Origin of the sequence: Pseudoalteromonas rubra (genome assembly GCF_004212645.1) — a bacterium.
Lineage (GTDB): Bacteria > Pseudomonadota > Gammaproteobacteria > Enterobacterales > Alteromonadaceae > Pseudoalteromonas > Pseudoalteromonas rubra_G.
The window spans coordinates 1-19,003 of record NZ_PPUZ01000018.1 but is presented as its reverse complement, the minus strand read 5'-3'; the positions used below and the strand labels follow the sequence as shown (position 1 = coordinate 19,003).

At 46.5% G+C, this 19,003-nt stretch carries 14 protein-coding genes and 1 pseudogene; 8 read left to right on the top strand and 7 right to left on the bottom strand.

What is annotated here, in order from left to right; all coding sequences use genetic code 11:
• Window positions 1-165: 165 nt before the first annotated feature.
• The 3 genes from C3B51_RS06815 to C3B51_RS06805 all read left to right on the top strand — a co-directional run bounded on the left by C3B51_RS06815 (window position 166) and on the right by C3B51_RS06805 (window position 5,590).
• Window positions 166-2,955, top strand: a complete 2,790-nt coding sequence (locus C3B51_RS06815; protein ID WP_130244558.1) for a TonB-dependent receptor — start codon at window positions 166-168, stop codon at window positions 2,953-2,955.
• Between the two features lie 100 nt (window positions 2,956-3,055).
• Complete coding sequence (locus C3B51_RS06810; protein ID WP_240701862.1) at window positions 3,056-4,267, top strand: metallophosphoesterase; 1,212 nt, start codon at window positions 3,056-3,058, stop codon at window positions 4,265-4,267.
• Window positions 4,268-4,459: 192 nt separating this feature from the next.
• Window positions 4,460-5,590: a PAS domain-containing protein gene (locus C3B51_RS06805; protein WP_240701861.1), complete on the top strand. Its 1,131-nt coding sequence runs from the start codon at window positions 4,460-4,462 to the stop codon at window positions 5,588-5,590.
• Between the two features lie 10 nt (window positions 5,591-5,600).
• Here the strand turns inward: C3B51_RS06805 and C3B51_RS06800 are convergent, their stop codons facing one another.
• The 3 genes from C3B51_RS06800 to C3B51_RS06790 all read right to left on the bottom strand — a co-directional run bounded on the left by C3B51_RS06800 (window position 5,601) and on the right by C3B51_RS06790 (window position 8,264).
• A complete protein-coding gene (locus tag C3B51_RS06800; RefSeq protein WP_130244556.1) occupies window positions 5,601-6,194 on the bottom strand; it encodes a GNAT family N-acetyltransferase in 594 nt (197 codons plus the stop codon).
• Window positions 6,195-6,336: 142 nt separating this feature from the next.
• Window positions 6,337-6,810, bottom strand: a complete 474-nt coding sequence (locus C3B51_RS06795) for a peroxiredoxin (protein WP_130244555.1) — start codon at window positions 6,808-6,810, stop codon at window positions 6,337-6,339.
• Between the two features lie 158 nt (window positions 6,811-6,968).
• Complete coding sequence (locus C3B51_RS06790) at window positions 6,969-8,264, bottom strand: hypothetical protein (RefSeq protein WP_130244554.1); 1,296 nt, start codon at window positions 8,262-8,264, stop codon at window positions 6,969-6,971.
• A gap of 355 nt (window positions 8,265-8,619) precedes the next feature.
• Here C3B51_RS06790 and C3B51_RS06785 point away from each other — a divergent pair, with 355 nt between their 5' ends.
• The 4 genes from C3B51_RS06785 (at window position 8,620) to C3B51_RS06770 (ending at window position 14,757) form a co-directional block, all read left to right on the top strand.
• On the top strand, window positions 8,620-9,012 hold the full coding sequence (locus C3B51_RS06785) for a hypothetical protein (RefSeq protein WP_130244553.1): 393 nt from the start codon (window positions 8,620-8,622) through the stop codon (window positions 9,010-9,012).
• Between the two features lie 564 nt (window positions 9,013-9,576).
• Window positions 9,577-10,617: an efflux RND transporter periplasmic adaptor subunit gene (locus C3B51_RS06780; protein WP_165389119.1), complete on the top strand. Its 1,041-nt coding sequence runs from the start codon at window positions 9,577-9,579 to the stop codon at window positions 10,615-10,617.
• A gap of 16 nt (window positions 10,618-10,633) precedes the next feature.
• Window positions 10,634-13,687: an efflux RND transporter permease subunit gene (locus C3B51_RS06775; RefSeq protein ID WP_130244551.1), complete on the top strand. Its 3,054-nt coding sequence runs from the start codon at window positions 10,634-10,636 to the stop codon at window positions 13,685-13,687.
• A 218-nt stretch (window positions 13,688-13,905) separates the two neighbouring features.
• Window positions 13,906-14,757: a GNAT family N-acetyltransferase gene (locus tag C3B51_RS06770; protein WP_206076606.1), complete on the top strand. Its 852-nt coding sequence runs from the start codon at window positions 13,906-13,908 to the stop codon at window positions 14,755-14,757.
• A gap of 42 nt (window positions 14,758-14,799) precedes the next feature.
• Here the strand turns inward: C3B51_RS06770 and C3B51_RS06765 are convergent, their stop codons facing one another.
• The 3 genes from C3B51_RS06765 to C3B51_RS06755 form a co-directional block, all read right to left on the bottom strand.
• Complete coding sequence (locus tag C3B51_RS06765) at window positions 14,800-15,231, bottom strand: hypothetical protein (RefSeq protein WP_125717516.1); 432 nt, start codon at window positions 15,229-15,231, stop codon at window positions 14,800-14,802.
• 103 nt (window positions 15,232-15,334) lie between these two features.
• Window positions 15,335-16,171: a CvfB family protein gene (locus C3B51_RS06760; protein WP_125717517.1), complete on the bottom strand. Its 837-nt coding sequence runs from the start codon at window positions 16,169-16,171 to the stop codon at window positions 15,335-15,337.
• A gap of 2 nt (window positions 16,172-16,173) precedes the next feature.
• Complete coding sequence (locus C3B51_RS06755) at window positions 16,174-17,505, bottom strand: DEAD/DEAH box helicase (RefSeq protein WP_125717518.1); 1,332 nt, start codon at window positions 17,503-17,505, stop codon at window positions 16,174-16,176.
• Between the two features lie 237 nt (window positions 17,506-17,742).
• Here C3B51_RS06755 and C3B51_RS06750 point away from each other — a divergent pair, with 237 nt between their 5' ends.
• A complete protein-coding gene (locus C3B51_RS06750) occupies window positions 17,743-18,729 on the top strand; it encodes a rhodanese-related sulfurtransferase (RefSeq protein WP_125717519.1) in 987 nt (328 codons plus the stop codon).
• A gap of 58 nt (window positions 18,730-18,787) precedes the next feature.
• Here the strand turns inward: C3B51_RS06750 and C3B51_RS23775 are convergent.
• A pseudogene (locus tag C3B51_RS23775) lies at window positions 18,788-19,003 on the bottom strand (hypothetical protein); the annotation flags it as partial.

Genomic DNA, 19,003 nt, shown 5'->3' with positions numbered 1-19,003 from the left:
TAGGTTACTGCTATAGAAGGGGGCATTTTGGCTCACCCAGCGTGAAAACGGCTTGGTTTCAAGGGGGTTAAGCCCTGTACCGACGCTGGCTGCAATAATTTGGTCATTGAGCACGGTTAAGGTCTTCGCGGATTTTATAAACGACTCTTTCTGTGCGAGAAAAATATGAGAAATACTCTACCTTCCGTGATATCCAAAGCCTGTGTTGGCGTTGCTATGGCACTTGGCGTGTTAAGTGCACCTGCGTTTGCCAATACGTTGCAAGGTGAACTGACCGATCAGCAAAACAAAGCCCGTTTTGAAGGCGCCAAAGTCATCATCAAGGAGTTGGGCCGCGAAGTCAGCTCAGAGCGAAATGGTGAATTCAGATTCATCAATCTACCGGCTGGCACCTATACGCTGGAAGTGCGTTACATTGGTGCGCAATCTGTTACCCAGCAAGTTGTGATTAAAGACAACCAGGTGACTCAAACACGAGTTCAGCTCAGTGCTTATCAGGGGGAAATGGACAACATCATAGTCAAAGGGCAGCGTGCTGGGCAGGCAGGTGCCCTGAACAGACAAAAAAATGCCGATGGTATTAAATCTGTGGTCAGCGCTGATAGCATTGGTCAGTTACCGGATCAAAATGCTGCTGAAGCGCTGCAACGTTTACCGGGGTTATTTATCGAGCGCGACCAGGGTGAAGGCCGCTTTGTGGGCATTCGGGGCATAGATCCGAACCTTAACAATGTGACTATTAACGGTGCTGCCGTGCCGTCTCCAGAAGGCGGTGTGCGCAGTGTGGCGATGGATGTGCTGCCGAGTGAAATTATCCAGAGCCTGGAAGTCAGCAAAACGGTCACGCCGGATATGGATGCCAATGCCATTGGCGGCAGCATCGAAGTGAAAAGCTTAAGTGCCTTTGACCGCGAAGGGGAGAGCTACAGCTATACAGTGCAGGGGGCCTACAATGAGCAGGTCGAGAAGAGCAGCCCGAAACTGTCGGCAAGTTACAGTGATATTTATGAGATCAGCAGCCAGACACAGCTGGGTGTTGCAACCGCGGTTTCCTGGTTCGAGCGCAAGTTTGGCTCGCATAATATGGAAACCGATGGTGGCTGGATGGCACTTGAAATGGACGATGCCAATACAGGAGAGGAAGTGGCATTTTTTGGTGCTGAGGAAATTGAGCAGCGTCACTATAGCATTACCCGAGAGCGACTGGGTGCGGCATTAAACTTAGATCTGCATCAGGGGTTGTTCAACAAATATTACCTCAGAACTATGTACAGTGAGTTCTCAGACGATGAGTTTCGCCTGCGTAATGAGTACAAGTTTGATAAAGGCGAGTATCTGAGCGCGCAGTCGGGCGATACCATGGCCTATTTTAGCGGCGCAGAAATGGACCGGGACACCAAAGACCGCTACGAAGAGCAAAGTATTCTGTCTGTGGTGGCTGGCGGTGAGCATCTGATCAGCGACTGGTTTATTGAATACAGTTTGGTGTACTCAAAATCAGATGAGCGAGAGCCGGAGCGCCTGGATATTGCCTTTGCCGGGGAAGACCTGATGCTGGGATATGCCAGCCTGGGCGATACCCCGGTACTGTCTCGTAGCGAGGCCGCGCATCAGTTAAGTGGTTTTGAACTGGATGAAATTGTTTACGAAAACAACCTCAGTGAAGACGAAGCAACCAGCTTTAAGCTGGATCTGAGCAAAGATCTGTTGATCGCGGGGCATAACGCGGAGCTGAAGTTTGGTGCTAAGTACCGCGACCGCGAGAAGTTTAATTCAGTTAATGCTGTGGTGTATGACGGCGGGTTTGGTGACGTTACGGCAGAGCAGTTTAAAACGCCTGCACCAGAATACGATCCGGGTGATTTTGGTCCGGGCTTGTCGCAGCACGGGCTGCAAGCCTATTTTGCACAAAATCAGGGCAGCTTTAAGCGTAACGAACAGGAAACCAGCATAGAATCAAAAGGGCGCAGTTACCGCTCTGATGAAACGGTCAGTGCACTGTATGCGATGATCAACATTGATTTTGGCAAACTCAATCTCATCACGGGTGTGCGGTATGAGGATACAGACTACACCACCAGAGGCTATCGGGTGGCACTCGAAAAAGACAACCTGACAGACAGTGAGCAAGTTAACATTACACCTTGGGAGGTGGATAAATCTTATGACCATTTAATGCCAAACCTGACCTTGCGTTACGAGCTGGCAGACGACCTGATCTCCCGCTTTGCTTATACCCAGACACTTGCTCGTCCCGGCTTTGAAGAGGCGGCTGCTTATCAGCTACTGGAAAGTGAAACGGATGAAGACGATGGTCAGGTTGTGACTGAACGTGAAGGCGAGGTTGGTAACCCTGACCTGGACCCTTATGAGTCGCAAAACCTAGACCTGTCGATTGAGTACTACACCGGGAACATTGGCGTTATGTCTGCGGGTGTGTTCCACAAGCAAATCGACAACTTTATCACTGAGCAGGAAGTACAAGGGAAACCCCAGTGGGCGGGCTATAAAAAAGTCATGCAATACGTCAACGGTGGCGAAGCGGATCTGACGGGGATTGAGCTGGCTTACAGTAAAAACTTCAAAAATGGCCTGATGTTTTCGGCAAACACCACCTTGATAGATGCTGATGATAAGTTGACCCGCCAATCCGATACCGTGGCAAATCTGATGTTTGGCTATGAAGACAACGAACTCAGCGCGCGTATCAGCGGTAACTACAAAAGTAAGGCCTACCTGAGTACAGAAAATGAGGCACGTGTTTATCAGGACGACCACATACAGTTAGATTTGAGCGTGAAATACTACTTTACCGAGCAAATGCAGCTGTATTTCAATGCCATTAACCTGACCGACGAGCCGCTTTATATTTATCACGGTGAGCAAAAATATAACTTCCAGTATGAGCAATACGGCCGCTCGTTTGAGCTCGGCTTTACCTATACCTCATTTTGAACTTTTGCCGGAGTGTGCCGGGGTAACCCGGCACTGCGTATATCTTATGACTTTAAAACCACTTGTTCTTTGCTGCCTGAGCGTGCTTTGCGGCTCTGCGATGTCAGCTGACACTATTTCTTTCCTGGCATTTGGCGATGGCGGCTATCACCCTGATTATCCAAAACTAAAACATATCGAAAAGCCAAAAAATAAGGCGCAGTTTATTGCCGCCGAAAAAGCCGACTGGTTGCAAGAGCACCGTCCGCTTGATGAGTTTAATCATGCGCCGATCTACGTTTATCCCGATACCGACATTGCCACAGAGCAGACCGGGGCGATTGCGACGGGTAAGGCTATGGCAACCTTGTGTCAGCAAAAACGCTGTGACTTTGCCATTCAGCTGGGCGATAACATCTACCCTGACGGGGCGGGCGCCAACGATGGAAAAGATGATCAACAACGTATGAATGATTTGATCTTAAAACCATTACAGCCCTTATTTGCCCAACAGCCTGATCTGGTTGTGTATTCTGCGCTGGGCAACCACGACTGGAAAACCTCACGCAAAGGGGTCAAGCTACAAGCTGAATGGATGGCAAAGCAGCCAAACTTTACCATGTCGCCCCGGGGCTACTACAGCTACACAATTGGGGAGCCGGGCAATGATGTGGAGCTGTTCGTACTGGATACCAATATGCTGCTTTCAGGCCAGCACTACTACGAGGTGCCATTACGGCCCGATGGTAGCGAGCAGGGGTTGGCCAGTGCACTGGCATCCGGCCAGGCTGAGGTAGAAGACATTGAACGTCATGAAGTGCCCGTTAACGGTGAGGATCATCGTCAGCTGGCATGGCTGGCCAACGGGCTGAAAAATTCCAAAGCAAAATGGAAACTGGTGTACGGACACCATATATTGTGGTCGATTGGTGGCACCAAATATGACGAAGGCCATGTGTTACGACGGCTTATTTTACCTGAGCTGTGCCAGTATGCTGATGCGTACATTGCCGGACATGAACATGATTTGGAATTATTGACGGATGATTGCAGCCGCGTCATGCCGGGCAATACTAAACCTAAACTTCCGCTGATCATCAGCGGCGCGGCTGCAAAAATGCGTGGCACTCATACGCCCTTTGCTCAGCAGCAAGAAAAGCGCTATCCGGAATACGATCTGGTGTGGTCGAAAAGTTTTATCTGGGGCTTTGCGCACATTGAATTAGATAACCAGCAAGACAGATTGAATGTGTCTTTTTATACCACGCCACATGATCGCAGTGGTCGGTTAGAAGCGGAGCAATCCTTTAGCTTTGCCAGGCGCAGTAACTAAAGGGAGTTTGAATAAAGGCACGGCTTTTAGGCTGGCAGTCACCCTAACGGTGGTGCCTTTATTCGTCTGATCAAAAGTTCATGGCAGTGCGTATTGTGCACTATAGTTATACTCACACGCAGATATCGTAAATACCTGATAGCACCCTAGTTCGGGTTACGTATCTAAGATTAAATAAGAGTTGAGTTGCCAATGAATACCCATGATCCTTCAATGGAAGAAACCTTGTTTTTCGGTCAGCTAATGGAGAGCTCCTCTCCAATTGAATTACTCAAACAAATCCTGATGAATTCTCAGCACGCCATTGTAGTAACCGATGCAGATCGAGACCATGGTTATCGCGTTGTGTACGCAAATCAGGTGTTCTGCAGACAAACCGGATATGAGCTTGCTGAACTGATAGGGCAGTCGACGTCAATATTACAGGGTCCAAAGAGTAACCGCAGGGTACTGGCTCGCCTAAGCCCGGCGCTGGAAAAAAACGGCTATTTTTACGGCTCATCGGTTAATTACCGTAAAGACGGCTCCATGTATCCGGTAGAGTGGAACATCTCGGCGATAACCAACGACGCAGGTGAGGTCACTCATTATATTTCACTACAGAAAGATCTGACCAACATGCGTCGCCTGGTCAGGCAAATTCGCGACTCTACTGAAGTGTTCAAACAGTTTTATCTGGATTCTTTGGGCAAAGGAAGTCGCTTTGGCAGCGGCTCTGATTCGGTGCTCAAAGCACTAAAAAGAAGTGCTAAATTGCTCAATGGCAGATTGAAGCTGAAAGACAATGTTGAACTTTTTCAGGACGCCTTTCCTTATCAGGAGCCGGAAGAAGACAAGTTTGACGAACTGTTTTTTGACCTGGATGAAGCGTCCGCAGGTGAGGCCGATCAACGCCTTAACAAACAGGCGCTGAGTGCAGAGGAGTTTTGGGCAGACAGTCCGATTGAAGAAGATGATGTTGAGTCAATCGTCGGAGCACTCAGTGAGCTGGAATCAGAAACAGGTCTGATAGAGCTCAACGGTTATTCAGAGGCGCGCTTTAAAAATGTTGCCAGGCTATACAAAGAGCTCGCTAACACCCTCTATTTTTGTATTGAATTCAACGATGGTGCCTTGATGATAGACGAAGTCGCCGAACGCCTTGACGCTCAGGCTACGAACTCTTCGTTTCCAATCGAATTTTTGCTGATGTTTAACAAAGACATCAGTAGCTGGCTGAATGAGGTTTTTGTAGAGAAACAAGCCGATAACGTCTTTGCGGGTGAAAGTAATGCCATTATGGCTGGGGAGCAGCTGCTGTCTTTGATTGGCAAGGAATGTTAGTCGGTTAATATCAACCAGATGACAGGTTCAACTGCATTGTTGTTGAGCCTGAAAAACCAAGCAACCAGTTTAAATAAGGAAAGTGCTCTGTTTTAACCGCGACAAACCCTTTAGCTTCATAGAGTTTTCTTGCCCTGGCATTACGGTCTATGACATCCAGGCGCACAGACGAATACTTGTGTCTCTGGGCATGTGTAACAATACAGTCCAATAGCTGAGCACCTATTCCCTGGCCATGATAGGCCTCCTGAACGGCGATTCCGTCCATAACCAGTTCATTCAAATCGGGCTGGCGTTCATACAGGCTGAACAGCAGGCCAGCACGTATACCACCGGGTAGACCTAAATGTTTCATTAACCCGGTTATACCCAGACCGCTTGTTAACGCACCATGGCCATTACTAAATCCCGCGATCCCAATCGGCGTGTCATTATTCAGTGCGACGAACGAGTACCCGGGTATAAAACAACTCTGCAGAACGGCAAGTCGCTTTACTTTGTCGGGGATGGCATGAGAAAACTTACTACCAAACGCTTGGTCGTAGAGCATGGCGATTGACTGAGCGTGTTTGATATCCCATCCTCGTTCAAATTTGACTGTCACGAGGTTACTCCCTTACATGTGAATTAGCTGATACAAACAATGAGGCAGCAGATTGGCTTGTTCGCAAGACAAGAATGAGGGAGCAGAATACTTTTTGAGTTCATACTCGCTGAGTTCACACTCCCTTGGTTAAAAACCAGGCTTATAGTTTTTCCAGGATCACTTCTGCTTTGCTGACCTCAAAGGTTTTAGGCGCTTCAACCAGCAGGGTGGTAACAACACCATTGTCGACTATCATGGCATAGCGCTGTGAGCGGATCCCGCCGAATCCTTCTGTGTCCATTTCCAACCCAAGGGCTTTGGTAAAGCTGGCGTCGCCATCACCCAGCATCATTATTTCGCTGGCATTGTGTGCCTCTCCCCAGGCTTTCATCACGAAAGCATCATTCACAGACACACACGCGATGATATCCACGCCTTTGGCTTTGATTTTATCGGCCAGTGTTACGAAGCCCGGTAAATGAGCCGCAGAGCAGGTTGGCGTGAAAGCACCGGGGACCGCAAACAGCACAACTTTCTTGCCTGCGAACAGGGTGTCGCTTTGGTGCGTCACCATGCCATCTGCAGTCAGTTCACTTAATGTCGCTTGGGGTAAGGCTTGTCCTTGTTCAATCATGATTTTCCTCAATTGGATGTTATGAGATTTACCCTATTTTAGACATAAAACCTCAGTTTAAACACAGACAAAACGCAAGGTTAATCGATGTTTTTATAAGTATGTTTGATTTAACATAAGTAGCCTGAATGACTCAGGCTACCAGCAGTTTTGGCAGGCTACTTACTTGAACCATGTATGTAGTTAAAGATATGACTAACGCCGGCATTCTCAGTTGGGCCCGAGTACGCATGGCAATCAAAGCAGTTTGTTGCAGGTGTGAGATTTTCCGGGCCTGTATAGGTCACTTCCTTAAACTTGCGTCCTTGCTGAGCATTGGTTTCCATGGTGGTGTTGGCAAGCTGGATAGAGCCGCGTTGATTATCGCGATTGCTGGAGGGCAGGGCCACATCATTCAGCCATAGTCCACCGACTAATTCATACTTAGCCAGCACTCGCAATGAATTATAAGTAGGCATGCGCTTGAACACTTTATTCAGCTGCTCGTTAAGTGAGATAATATTGGCCCGGTTGTGCTCGGCCTGATTATCTCCCTCTGCGGTGCCTTGCGCGTATACCTGACAAACCTCAGTCGGAGGGCCTTCAAGTGGTGAGTCGCCTTTCGAGTCTGGATCTAAGGTTTGATTAAAGTTACAACCCGTGGCCGGATAAGGTAAAGAAGCTGTGCATTGCTCGCTGGCAAAACTCCAGTCCGAGACGGGCTGATTTGATTTTTGACAATCCGGCGCATTGTATTTGTGCTCAAAGGTGGCCCAGATAAACTCAGGGTGACTCGGGGTACTAATCACTAAATGAAAGCCAACCATGCCATACACTTCATCAGCATCCAGTTCGCCATTATTATTGGTATCGGAGCGCACCCAAACATAGTTTGGTTTGTCTTTTTCACTGATCTTGCGCCAGGATGTCTTAATTTCGGTTGTACCCGCAGGCAGCGTTGCTGAGCCTTGAGCGACATCACACATGCCCCGATCAAAACGGGTTTCATACAAAACAATATTACCGTTCTGGTCGTACAATACGGCATTGTTTAGAGCCTGATTCATCTCATGGGGTGCAGTGAAATCTTCCTTTGTGGTATGCGGGTCTTTGGGGCCTCTGACAAACAATTTAGACTGCAAGGTATTGGGGGCACAGGAATCCTGACCACCACCAATATAGATGGCATAGCGGTCTTCGTTTAAAAAAGTGCGCTCTTTACCATCGGGCGCATTCAATAAAGAAATAAACCATTGCCAGGAAAACTGGTAAAACTGACACAAATTCTGCCCGCCGCCTGGAATTTCACTGGGCGGACTATTTGGGTTAGTAACCCAATTAATATTAGCCGGGCAAAACATCGGGTCCTGGCTAGAGGCGGTGTTACTTGAGTCAGCTGAGCCTGAAGGCTCGCTAGAGCAGGCCAGTAATGTTGTGATGGCTGCGCTGAGCAGAGTAAACTTTAGGGGGCGCATAACAATTCCTTTCAATATCGAGACGGTCACCCTAACTCTAGAGCAATTTTAACAAGTTACCATTACCGGGGATTACAGCTGAAAGTTTTAGTATGCAGCTTTGAATTTGGTGGCCAATGTAAGATATATCAACATCAGTGGAAAATGATAATGGCACTAAATATAGGTAGTCGAGGAGGGGGCTAGTGAACAAAGGTTACTTCATACTAACTCAGGAGGTGACAGTGCCGACAAAAACCAAGCTGATTGAGCTAGTTGAAAGTTACATACCCCAACAGGCCTTTGTGTAGTCTGTTTGTGATTTGAACAGCTCGGTGATAGTATTGACCGTTTAACAAATAGGAACTAATGAAATATGAGAACATCTATATTAACGCTATTCATAGCAATCTCAGGCACAGCGCATGCGGGTTGCTTTGACGGCCTGACAACTTCAAACACAGTCATGTCGAAAGTGCGTGGACTTTATGTCCATCCCGATTATGATGGAGAAGACCAGCTACATTATGTCATTCTTGACAAAGCAAGCTGCAGTGCGTCCAAATCTGGCGATGTTACCTTGGCTTCAACAACGAAGAACCACTACTATCTAAGCTTTAAAAGCTCCGATGAGTTTCTTTACTCAGCCATCTTGAGTGCTCAGGCAACGGGAACAACGCTCGAGTTTAGGATGGGCCAAAAAGCTCAAGATAATAGTGTAAACTCTATTGCCTATATAATTTCACCAAGCGGGGCACGCAGCCAGTAGTGACTTGAATATAAGGCAATTAAGCCTGTCAGTGTTCTGGGTTGAAGTTGGCTTAGGGTGCTTATCAGTTAAACACAAGTTTGCAATGTTAGACCAAAGCTTAATCGCATGTAGGGGCAGCCTTATTCTTTTCCAGCCCCTGCAATTATCGTGATGGTATTAAGCGTGCCAGCTTTTTTACGGGAACGAGTTTTTACTAGTCTAAATATGTACTTATCATTTTGTTTGTGTATAGTTCACGCACCGTTAAAGTATAAAAACAACAAGTATAGAGGTATTTAATGGTCAAACTTTCTCACCCATTTTCATCAATTTACACCATCATGGCTGAATTTGGTTATTTGTTGGTAGTCGCAAAGCGTTAGTGAACTTGCTACCACTGTTCAGAGCGAGTAACTGAAGTGCAGTCGGATGATCAGTCATCTCACATATAAAAGCGACTGCGCGAAGTTAATTTAACAGTCATATGTTGACGATTGCTCAACGACTGACTGATAAGCCTACTTACTAAAAGTACGGAATTGAACTATGTCTACCTGCCCTATTTTAAAAGGAGTTGTAACCGTGAGATTTCAAAGCATCGCAGTGTTTTGCTGTTTGTTTAGCGCAATAAATAGCTATGCCGAAGAAAGCAAGGAGGTGGCTGTCTTTGTTGAACAAGCAGAAGAAGTTGCAAACGGGGCGGTATCGTCTCTGTCATGTGAATTTATGTCACAGCGTATCTTTGTGTTATCTGCTGCGGTCGATGCTGAGTTAACGTCAATTTTGCCCGTTGGCAGCCAGGTCAAAAAAAACCAACTGGTCGCGAGCCAGGACAATTTCTACGTACAAAATGAACTACAAAAAAACAAAATTAAACTAGCGCAACGACAACACGACCTGGCATTCCACCAAAGTGAGTATGATCGCCGTAAAAACCAGGGTGAACATGTTTCTCCTTCAGAGTTACATCGGCTTAAATGGCAGGTCAGAACCAGTATGTCGGAAATCGCCTTAGCAGAGAGTGAAATTGCAAGGCTATCCCGGGATAGCAAAAAAGCACAATTGCGCGCACCTGGGGATTTCGAAGTAGAACGTCACTTAAGCAAATTGGGCCAGTTTGTGAGTCGCGGAGAGCCAGTTGCGCAATTGAGTCCATTAAGTGGAAACGAAGTTGTATGTGATATGCCCCTTTCATTTGCTGCTCATGGCTCTTATGAGCAGGCTAGCTTCTCATATAACCGCCAACCGCTCACGCTCAAGAGAGTAAGTAACGTGGTCAATACAAACACCCAGAGTAAGCGGATTTACCTTAACGAGCCAGACGGTTCAGCGCTCGATGTTGGTCAGCGCATAAGTGTTGAAATGGTGCATACCACGCAGCAGAAGTTATTTCGCATCTCAGCCGACGCCTTGAATTTTGACTTGGATGGCAGTGCCTATGTTTGGGCGATTGACGATAACAAGTCTGCATCGCGCGTTGAAGTAAACATGATCCAAGGTACGTCATTTAATGCCAGGACAACGGTTTCTGGTGCCTTAACTCATGGTATGCGTTTAGTCGTGCGGGGCGCCAACATGTTGTCTGACGGCGAAACGGTTGAACTTGTGAACAGTACTTTGTAGTAGGGCTAATTAGTTAATGAATGCGTTAAAAAAATATCAGGTGCCGATCTTATTTATTGCGGCCCTGTGCTTAGTCATTGGCATTATGAGCTCACAGCGGGTTTCTAAAGTTCTATTGCCTGAAATGAAGTTACCAGAGATTGGCCTGGCAGTCACTTGGCCCGGAAAGTCGATCAGTGAAGTTGAGAAATCTCTAATCATACCACTAGAAAGAGAGTTAGCAGGTATTGCGAACGTGAAGAGTACCGTGTCTTGGGTCGAAAAGGGTCAATCCTGGACAAGCGTCACTTTTCACAGTAACACGGATATGACCAAAGCCTATTCGGAGATCCAGACTAAAGTAAACCAAGTGCCCAATTGGCCTTTGGAAGCCCCTAAGCCTTTGATTTTTGACTTTAGTAACGGTGCCAGTTCAACTTTGGCGTCGTTTTTTCTTCATGCTCGCGACGATGTGCCTACCGTAGACTTTATTGAAGTCTTCAAAGATGAAGTAGAGCCAGCACTTATCGGAATTAAAGGTGTTGCAGCGGTCAAGGTCCCGAACCAAAGCACTCGCTTGCGCTTAAATATCCTGTTTGATGAAAAAAAATTAGTACACAACAATGTGACGATCGATGAGGTCATCACCGCACTGGATGATTTGTATGACCAGTCGGGAGACAAGCTCCACCTTGGTAAACGCGCTTATCAGATGGTGTTTAAAGGTGAAGAAAAACTAAATCAACTTGGTGAAGTGATCATCAAAGCAAACGGGCAACAGCTAGTACGCGTCAAAGACGTTGCCACCACGGAGATCATCGAGGACGAAGAGTGGCTGCCTACTTCTTATAACGGCAGATCTGCCATGTTTTTCTTTATCCAGCCGACTAACGACGTTGATGTACTTGAAACGATCAGTTTGGTGAAAGAGAAGCTGGTGGAAATGAACCGAAAACTCGAAAAAAGAAATGGCTTTAGAGTGGATCTGCGCATGGATAACTCACTGGCTATTATCGATTCGCTCAAGTTCATTTCGTTCAGTTCTATGCTTGGCCTGGCGTTGGCTTGCATCGCTATCTTTGCGTTTATTCGCAATGTGCCGTCGATTGGATTGGTGTTTGCCAGTGTGCCATTCTCCCTGTCGATAGTCTTCATTGCGATGTGGATTGCGGATAAACAATTGCATTTGATCTCGTTAGCTGGGATCTCCCTATCCGTGGGGTTGATAGTGGATGCCTCCATTATCACCATCGAAAGCATTCAACGAGAATTAAAGCGAAAATTCAGTTTTGAATATATGTACAAAGGCTTGATGAGAGTGCGCTCTGCACTGATCTCTTCAACATTGACCAGTGTTTTAATCTTTATCCCCATCGTGCTGATGAGCTCGAAAGAGGGGCAGTTGTTTGAAGATCTCGCTTTTGTGATTTCAATCGCGTTAATGGCTTCTCTGGTATATTCACTCTATGTACTGCCTGCTCTGTGCACCGCATTCAATATTGAGAATCGATATGAAATTAAATCGCAAGAGGCAAAGTCATACCGGTTTGTGACCTTATTTAGCAATCCCGCTCTGGCGATGGGGTATATTGTACTTGGTGTGCTTTTTACTGTGTGTTCGGTGATGTTTTTCAGGCCTGAACTCGATGTTCTGCCAAACCCGCAGGTGAGAGATGTAACTGCGTTTGTTCGATTTGAAAAAAACTTATCGGCCAGAGCTATCGAACGCCAAGTGGCAGACCCTATCAACAAAGCCATTCTGACCTCCATCGAAAATAATACGGCACCGGAATTTGATTATTTCACGCAACGCTGTGTTGCCAGAGGATGCTTCTTAAATTTTGCCACAAATAAGAATATTCCCGTTGAGATTTATGATGAATGGTTAAACAGCACGATCCTCGCATCGATTGTTGGGGTCAGTGGTAGCGCGGAAAAAGAAGCGCTACTTGAACTTGCTTTACCTAACCATAGAGCCATAGAAGTTGATTTAATTGGCCCTGAGCTGTCAACCTTAACCCGTGTCGGTGTTGAGCTCATGGCGTACTTAACTGAAAAGTTGCAAGGTGCCGAAGTCTTTGAGAATAGTGAAATTGTCAAAAGCGATGTGGTGATTGAGTTCACGCCAGAAAAAGAGAAACTGGCATTTGTAGACATGAGTGTTCAACAACTTAATAATTACTTGGTCGCCATGAGCTATGGTTATTACATTGGCGATTATTTTAACGAAGGCCGGGCGGTTGCAGCGTATGTTAAGGGTCATGAAGTAACGTCAGTTGATGACTTGCTGAGCCGCGAGATCATTACCCCGGATGGCAATGTAAGAAGCCTGGGTGAATTAACGCAAGGGGCGATGAAGCCCAGTGATTCTTTGATTATGCGTGTTAACAGTGAGCAGGTTGCTTCGCTGTACATTGAAGCGCCAGAGACAATGCCAATTGGCAAGTTTATCACCATTCTAAAAGGCCACGTTGCAGACTTTTTCGAGCAAAAACAAGTTTTTGATGTCGCTGTACAATACCGAGGCAGCACCGATGATATGGGCACTTTCATGAGCGAGTTTGCGCAGATACTGGCTATCTCAATCGTGATCTTATTCGGTCTGATTTGGTGGTTTATTAAGTCCGCTAAAGCAACGCTTGTGGTGATGCTCAGCCTGCCAATTTCAATGGCGGGTGGCCTGTTAGCCGTGTATTTATTTGGCCTAATTCGCTATCAAAACCTGGATATGATCACCATCATTGGCTTCATCATGTTAATGGGGTTAGTGATCAATAATGGCATACTATTGGTGTCTTCCTTTATGGATAATTTGGCTTTGTCCGCATCCCGAGTTGAAGCCATTAGCAGCGCTATTTCACATCGAAAAAGAGCGATTCTGTTAAGTACGCTGACCAGTATTTTGGGCATGATGCCCTTGCTACTGCCAGGCGCGACCAGTTCTGAAATATACCAAGGTTTGGCTGTTGTTATCATAGGCGGCATGTTGACCAATATAACGCTCGGCCTGCTGCTTATGGTTGCTTTGCTTTCCTTGCCCTGGGTTACAAACCAACAGGACGCAACACAGCTAATACGCAAAAGCGCTTGATGACCTCATTTGATGGTTGTATTTTGTTATCGGCCAGTCACTAGGGCGTAGGAGCACAGACATTGGGCGGACCAGGTTACATAATTAAGGAACTGCTAGCCTGGTCGAGCTGGAAAAGAATGCACTCCCAGCTAATCGGACTTCTTTTTCCTTTCAGGCCCGCTATAGTGCGGGTATATCCGTAAGTCAGATGTGGGTTCACATCAAGGAGCTAATTTATGAGTAACACCTATACAATCCGCACTATGACTCGTGACGAGGTCGACCTGGCAATCGAGTGGGCCGCAAAGGAAGGATGGAACCCGGGACTTGAAGATGCACATAGCTACTATCAGGCCGATCCAGAAGGATTTTTAATAGGCTTGTTGAATGATGAACCAATCGCAGTGATTTCGGCGGTAAAGTACGACAGCACGTTTGGATTTATCGGGTTTTACATAGTAAAGCCTGACTATAGAGGACAGGGTTTTGGATTGAAAATCTGGCAGGCTGCTATGACCAGACTGGCCGGATGTAATATTGGCCTGGACGGTGTGGTTGAACAGCAGGAAAACTATAAAAAATCCGGTTTTTTGCTGGCTTATTCAAATCGTCGCTATCAGGGTAGCAGTCACAAACTGGCCGTTCAAAGTGCGTTAGAACTGACTAAGCTGGACGCTGTGCCGCTCAAAACAATAGAGCAATTTCTTAAGCCGTTTTTCCCGGTACAAAGAACCGAGTTTTGGCATGCCTGGCTGACGCAGAGTAATGCAAAGTCTGTTGGTGTGTTGGTTGGCGGAGAATTACAGGGGATTGGGGTTATCAGGCAGTGCAGGGAAGGCTACAAAATAGGCCCTTTATTTGCCCAAAACACGCAGCAGGCTGAGGCTATAATTGGCGCATTGAGCTCACAAGTTGCGGATGATTGTGCGGTGTTTCTGGATGTGCCTGCATGTCATTCAGCGGCGGTCGAGCTTGCCCAAAAGCTCGATATGACCCCGGTGTTTGATACGGCTCGTATGTATACACAAGAGATGCCAGAGATAGCCATAGACAAAACATTTGGCGTAACATCATTTGAAATAGGTTAATCGAAACCGAAATGGCGCACATCAGTGCGCCATTATACCAGATCACAGGCTGATGCTGTGTCGTAACGTTACTTCACACGGATCGCCATCGCGTCCGAACGCTGACTGAATGAACAACTCATCACCTTGCTTAAGATTCGTCAGGATCGCTTTCGTTGTGTCATAACGACGTTTAGCAACCTGATCGTTGAAGTTGGTCGAGCTATCTTTGTTAACATCGTAATAGATGTTGCAGCCACCCGTTGCACCGTCATTGGTCGTCCACGAAAAGTTAATGGTGTAGTTAGAAACACTGTAATTAAACTTCGCGTTCTGGTTTTGTGAATAAGCATCACCAATGTTAACCGTTGTCCAGCGTGCCTGCGGTACGCCCGGACGAGGTTGCTCTTCGATACTGACTCCCAAAGAAGCGGCCTGCGCTGCACCAGTAAGAGCAAGAGTTGCAAGAATTAGCGATGTTTTTAAAACTTTCATTATTAATTTCCTTATGTATGTCAAACGCGCTTGTGTCTAAATGACAAGCGCGTCTGCATATTAGGGAAATTCAAGTTGAATGTAAAATTAAAATTATATTAATTTACTTTTTTGATTTTAAAAGTGAAATTGATGTAGCTTCAATCTGGATTTTTTCCTGCTTGAACAAACCACCGATGGCCTTTTTAAAGTTGGCCTTGCTGGTGGAGAAGGTTTTTTTGATAAGCTCCGGATCTGACTTATCACCCAAAGGTAAAAAGCCGTTGTTCTCCTCAAGCTTTTTAAGGATCTGTTCACCTAAGTCTGAGATCTTATCCATGCCAGGCTTTTCGAGTAACACGTCAATTTTGTCGTCTTCATGAACCTGCTTTATATAGCCAGTCATACGCTGGCCTATGTACATACGTTTAAACACCGTATTAAAAAATACCATGCCAAAGTGTTGTTCGTTGACGATGACCTTATAGCCCAGATCGGTTTTAGCGGCGACAATTAACTCAACCTGTTCAAACTTCTTGTACTGTGCTGGCGTCTTGTTTAAAAATTTTCCAAGGTTACTGGAGGCACATAAACGCTTGCTGGCGTTGTCCAGATACAACTTTACCAGGTAGCTGTAGCCTTCGCGCATTTTTGGCTTCTGCTCGTTATAGGGCGCTAGTACATCTTTACTGATCCCAAGATCTAAAAACGCACCGACCTTATTGATTTGTTTCGCACGCAGCAGGGCAAAGTCACCCAATTGAGCAAGTGGCTTTTGGGTGGTCGCGCAAGGGTGCCCCTGGTTGTCGCTGTACACAAACACTTCAACATTGTCGCCGGCTTCAAGATGATCAGGCAGCTCTTTCAGTGGCAAAAAAACGTCGCCATGCTCTTTGCCATCCAGGTATGCACCTTCGGCACAAATCTCTTCGATCATTAAAAATTGAGTAGTACCTAGCATGTTTATTCCTCGGTTGGCTTTTTAGGTTTTCTTCTTAGTGGTGCGTGCCCGTCGACATCAAACGGTGCCGGAATGGCTTTTTTCGCTTGCTGTGGCTTACGTTTAAGTGGCCGTTTTGCCTTTGCTTTTGTTTCTGTAGGTTTACGCTTGGTGCCAGGCTTAGGTTTAGCTACCTTGGGTTTAAAGCCTTTAAATTTTGCTTCAAGCCCTTCGACTGACTGAAACTGCACTGACTCCTTAAGATAGGCGGCAATGGCTTCGTAGCTTTTCCAGTCTTTGGGTCCGACAAATGAAATCGCATCGCCTTTAAACCCGGCTCGGCCAGTACGTCCGATCCGGTGAACATATTCTTCCGCTTGTTTTGGCAAGTCGAAATTGATGACATGAGAAACATTAAGTAAGTCCAGACCGCGAGACGCAACGTCTGTGGTAACTAACACCTTATAGAGACCGCGGCTGAACGCATCCATAATCTCCAGCCGTTTGCTTTGTGGCAAATCGCCCGCCAGTGCAACGGCTTTAATCTCCATGTCATTGAGCATGTCGCTGAATCGGTTGGTGTCCTGGCGCGTAGCAGTAAAGATAATGCACTGCTTTACATCCCCTTGTTGTACAAAGTGTTTCAGCAGGGCTTCTTTGTGATCCAGGTGATCGGCGAAATACATCGCCTGACGAATATCATCATGCTTTTCGTTGCTGCCACTAAGCAAGATGCGCTTGGGTGACTTCAACAGATCTCTTGAGGTAATTTCAATCTGCGCATGTTCAAGCGTGGCAGAGAAGAGTAAGGTCTGACGAAGTCGGTGATCGGCCGCCTGGTTAATGGTCGACAACTGCTTTTCAAAACCCAGATCCAGCATACGGTCGGCTTCATCAAAAATTAGCAGTTCAAGACCATGAAGCTGCAAGCTACGTTGTTCTATATGGTCCGTGATCCGGCCCGGTGTACCAATCACAAAGTGGGGATCTTTACGCAGCGCTTTTACTTGGTCATTAAAGTTCTCACCACCGAGTACTTTTGTGCACGACATAGCAGTACCGGCAATAAGCAAGCGGCACTGGTTAAAAACCTGAGTAGCCAGTTCTCGCGTAGGTGCAACGATCAGCACGCGAGGGTCTCGCTTGCTAAGCGCTTTTTGTTTCATCACGCGCTGAACAGCAGGGAGCAAAAATGCCAGAGTTTTTCCTGAGCCGGTTTTTGACTGAGCAAAGGTATCGTGCCCGGCAAGGGCGGTTGGGATGGCCTGAGCCTGGATCTCGGTAGGGGTGGTGATCCCCTGGTGTTCTAATTGTTTTTCAAAGCGCAGGTCAAGACCCAGTTCGGAAAATCTCAAGGTACTCTTCTCCAGTAATTATTTTCTAAAACGCAGCATTATAACAAACTAACTCTCCTAAGAACCATAACTTTACGGCGCTTAATGTCGGTTCTGTAACGGGCGCAGGCAAACGGTTTTGCAATTATCCTTAAAATCCGTAAAATATCGCGCCTGGCGCCGGATTTACGATCCGGTTATGTGCTTACACGTCGTGCTTAAGTGTAGGCTGTTTTAAAGCTTATCGAAGAGAAAGTTATGAATAACCATTTTGTTGTATGTGCAATGTACAAGTTTGTGTCTTTGCCAAATTATCAAGCCATCCGTCAGCCTTTACTCGATGTGATGGAAGCCAATGAAGTGCGTGGTACTTTATTACTGGCAGAAGAAGGGATCAATGGCACGGTTGCGGCCAAGCGCGAAGGGATTGATGCCTTGCTGGCTTGGCTCGATAAGCAGCCTGGTCTGGATAACATTGTATATAAAGAGTCATACGACGAAACCTGCCCGTTTTACCGCACTAAGGTTAAACTGAAAAAAGAAATCGTTACCATGGGTGTGCAGGGCATTGACCCTAAAGAAGTGGTGGGTACTTATGTTAAGCCACAGGATTGGAACGCACTGATCTCTGACCCAGACGTGGTGCTGGTTGATACCCGTAACGATTACGAAATCGAGATCGGGACGTTCAAAAACGCCATTGACCCAAATACTAAAACTTTCCGTGAGTTCCCCGCGTGGGCTGAGAAAAACCTTGATCCGGCAAAACACAAGAAAGTAGCCATGTTCTGCACCGGTGGTATTCGCTGTGAAAAATCAACGGCGTATATGAAAGAGCAGGGTTTCGAAGAAGTCTATCACCTTGAGGGCGGCATTCTTAAATACCTGGAAGACGTGCCAAAAGAAGAGACCATGTGGGAAGGCGAGTGCTTTGTATTCGATAACCGCGTTGCCGTTGATCATGACCTGAACAAGGGATCTTACGAGCAGTGCCATGCTTGTCGTATGCCAATTACCGCAGAAGAAATGCAGCGTCCTGAATACATGGAAGGGGTATCATGCCATCACTGTTATGAGAGCGTGACTGAAGAGCAAAAAGCCCGTTTTGCCGAGCGCCAGAAGCAAATTGAACTGGCAAAGCAACGGGGTGAAGGCCACATTGGCCATGAAGCGCAAGAAACGTTGCGTGCCCGCAAAGAGCAAAAGCAAGCAAAGAAAGAAGCGCAGCGCGCTAAAACAGCATAATTGCTTTGCGCAACAAAAACTTAAAAAAGCCAGCGTTATGCTGGCTTTTGTGTATCTGTTATCCGTTAGTCAAACGGACCCCTCTTTTGTCATGAACCCTGCGCCTGATAGGCGAAATTGTTGTACCTTTGTGGCTGATTTGCGCATAGCTAATACCAATTTGCTTAATTAAGTGTTCTATTTTGAGGCGAGAAAATATGTTCGATAACCAGGCAAAAATTTTGCTATTTAGTTGTTCTAAATGAGAAATTTTTAACACAGTTAGCGTCATATT

Excerpts from the sequence above, each read along its gene's own strand:
- C3B51_RS06815 (WP_130244558.1), top strand. The coding sequence starts at position 166 with ATGAGAAATACTCTACCTTCCGTGATATCCAAAGCCTGTGTTGGCGTT.
- C3B51_RS06810 (WP_240701862.1), top strand. The coding sequence starts at position 3,056 with ATGTCAGCTGACACTATTTCTTTCCTGGCATTTGGCGATGGCGGCTAT.
- C3B51_RS06805 (WP_240701861.1), top strand. The coding sequence starts at position 4,460 with ATGAATACCCATGATCCTTCAATGGAAGAAACCTTGTTTTTCGGTCAG.
- C3B51_RS06795 (WP_130244555.1), bottom strand. The coding sequence starts at position 6,810 with ATGATTGAACAAGGACAAGCCTTACCCCAAGCGACATTAAGTGAACTG.
- C3B51_RS06790 (WP_130244554.1), bottom strand. The coding sequence starts at position 8,264 with ATGCGCCCCCTAAAGTTTACTCTGCTCAGCGCAGCCATCACAACATTA.
- C3B51_RS06785 (WP_130244553.1), top strand. The coding sequence starts at position 8,620 with ATGAGAACATCTATATTAACGCTATTCATAGCAATCTCAGGCACAGCG.
- C3B51_RS06775 (WP_130244551.1), top strand. The coding sequence starts at position 10,634 with ATGAATGCGTTAAAAAAATATCAGGTGCCGATCTTATTTATTGCGGCC.
- C3B51_RS06770 (WP_206076606.1), top strand. The coding sequence starts at position 13,906 with ATGAGTAACACCTATACAATCCGCACTATGACTCGTGACGAGGTCGAC.
- C3B51_RS06765 (WP_125717516.1), bottom strand. The coding sequence starts at position 15,231 with ATGAAAGTTTTAAAAACATCGCTAATTCTTGCAACTCTTGCTCTTACT.
- C3B51_RS06760 (WP_125717517.1), bottom strand. The coding sequence starts at position 16,171 with ATGCTAGGTACTACTCAATTTTTAATGATCGAAGAGATTTGTGCCGAA.
- C3B51_RS06750 (WP_125717519.1), top strand. The coding sequence starts at position 17,743 with ATGAATAACCATTTTGTTGTATGTGCAATGTACAAGTTTGTGTCTTTG.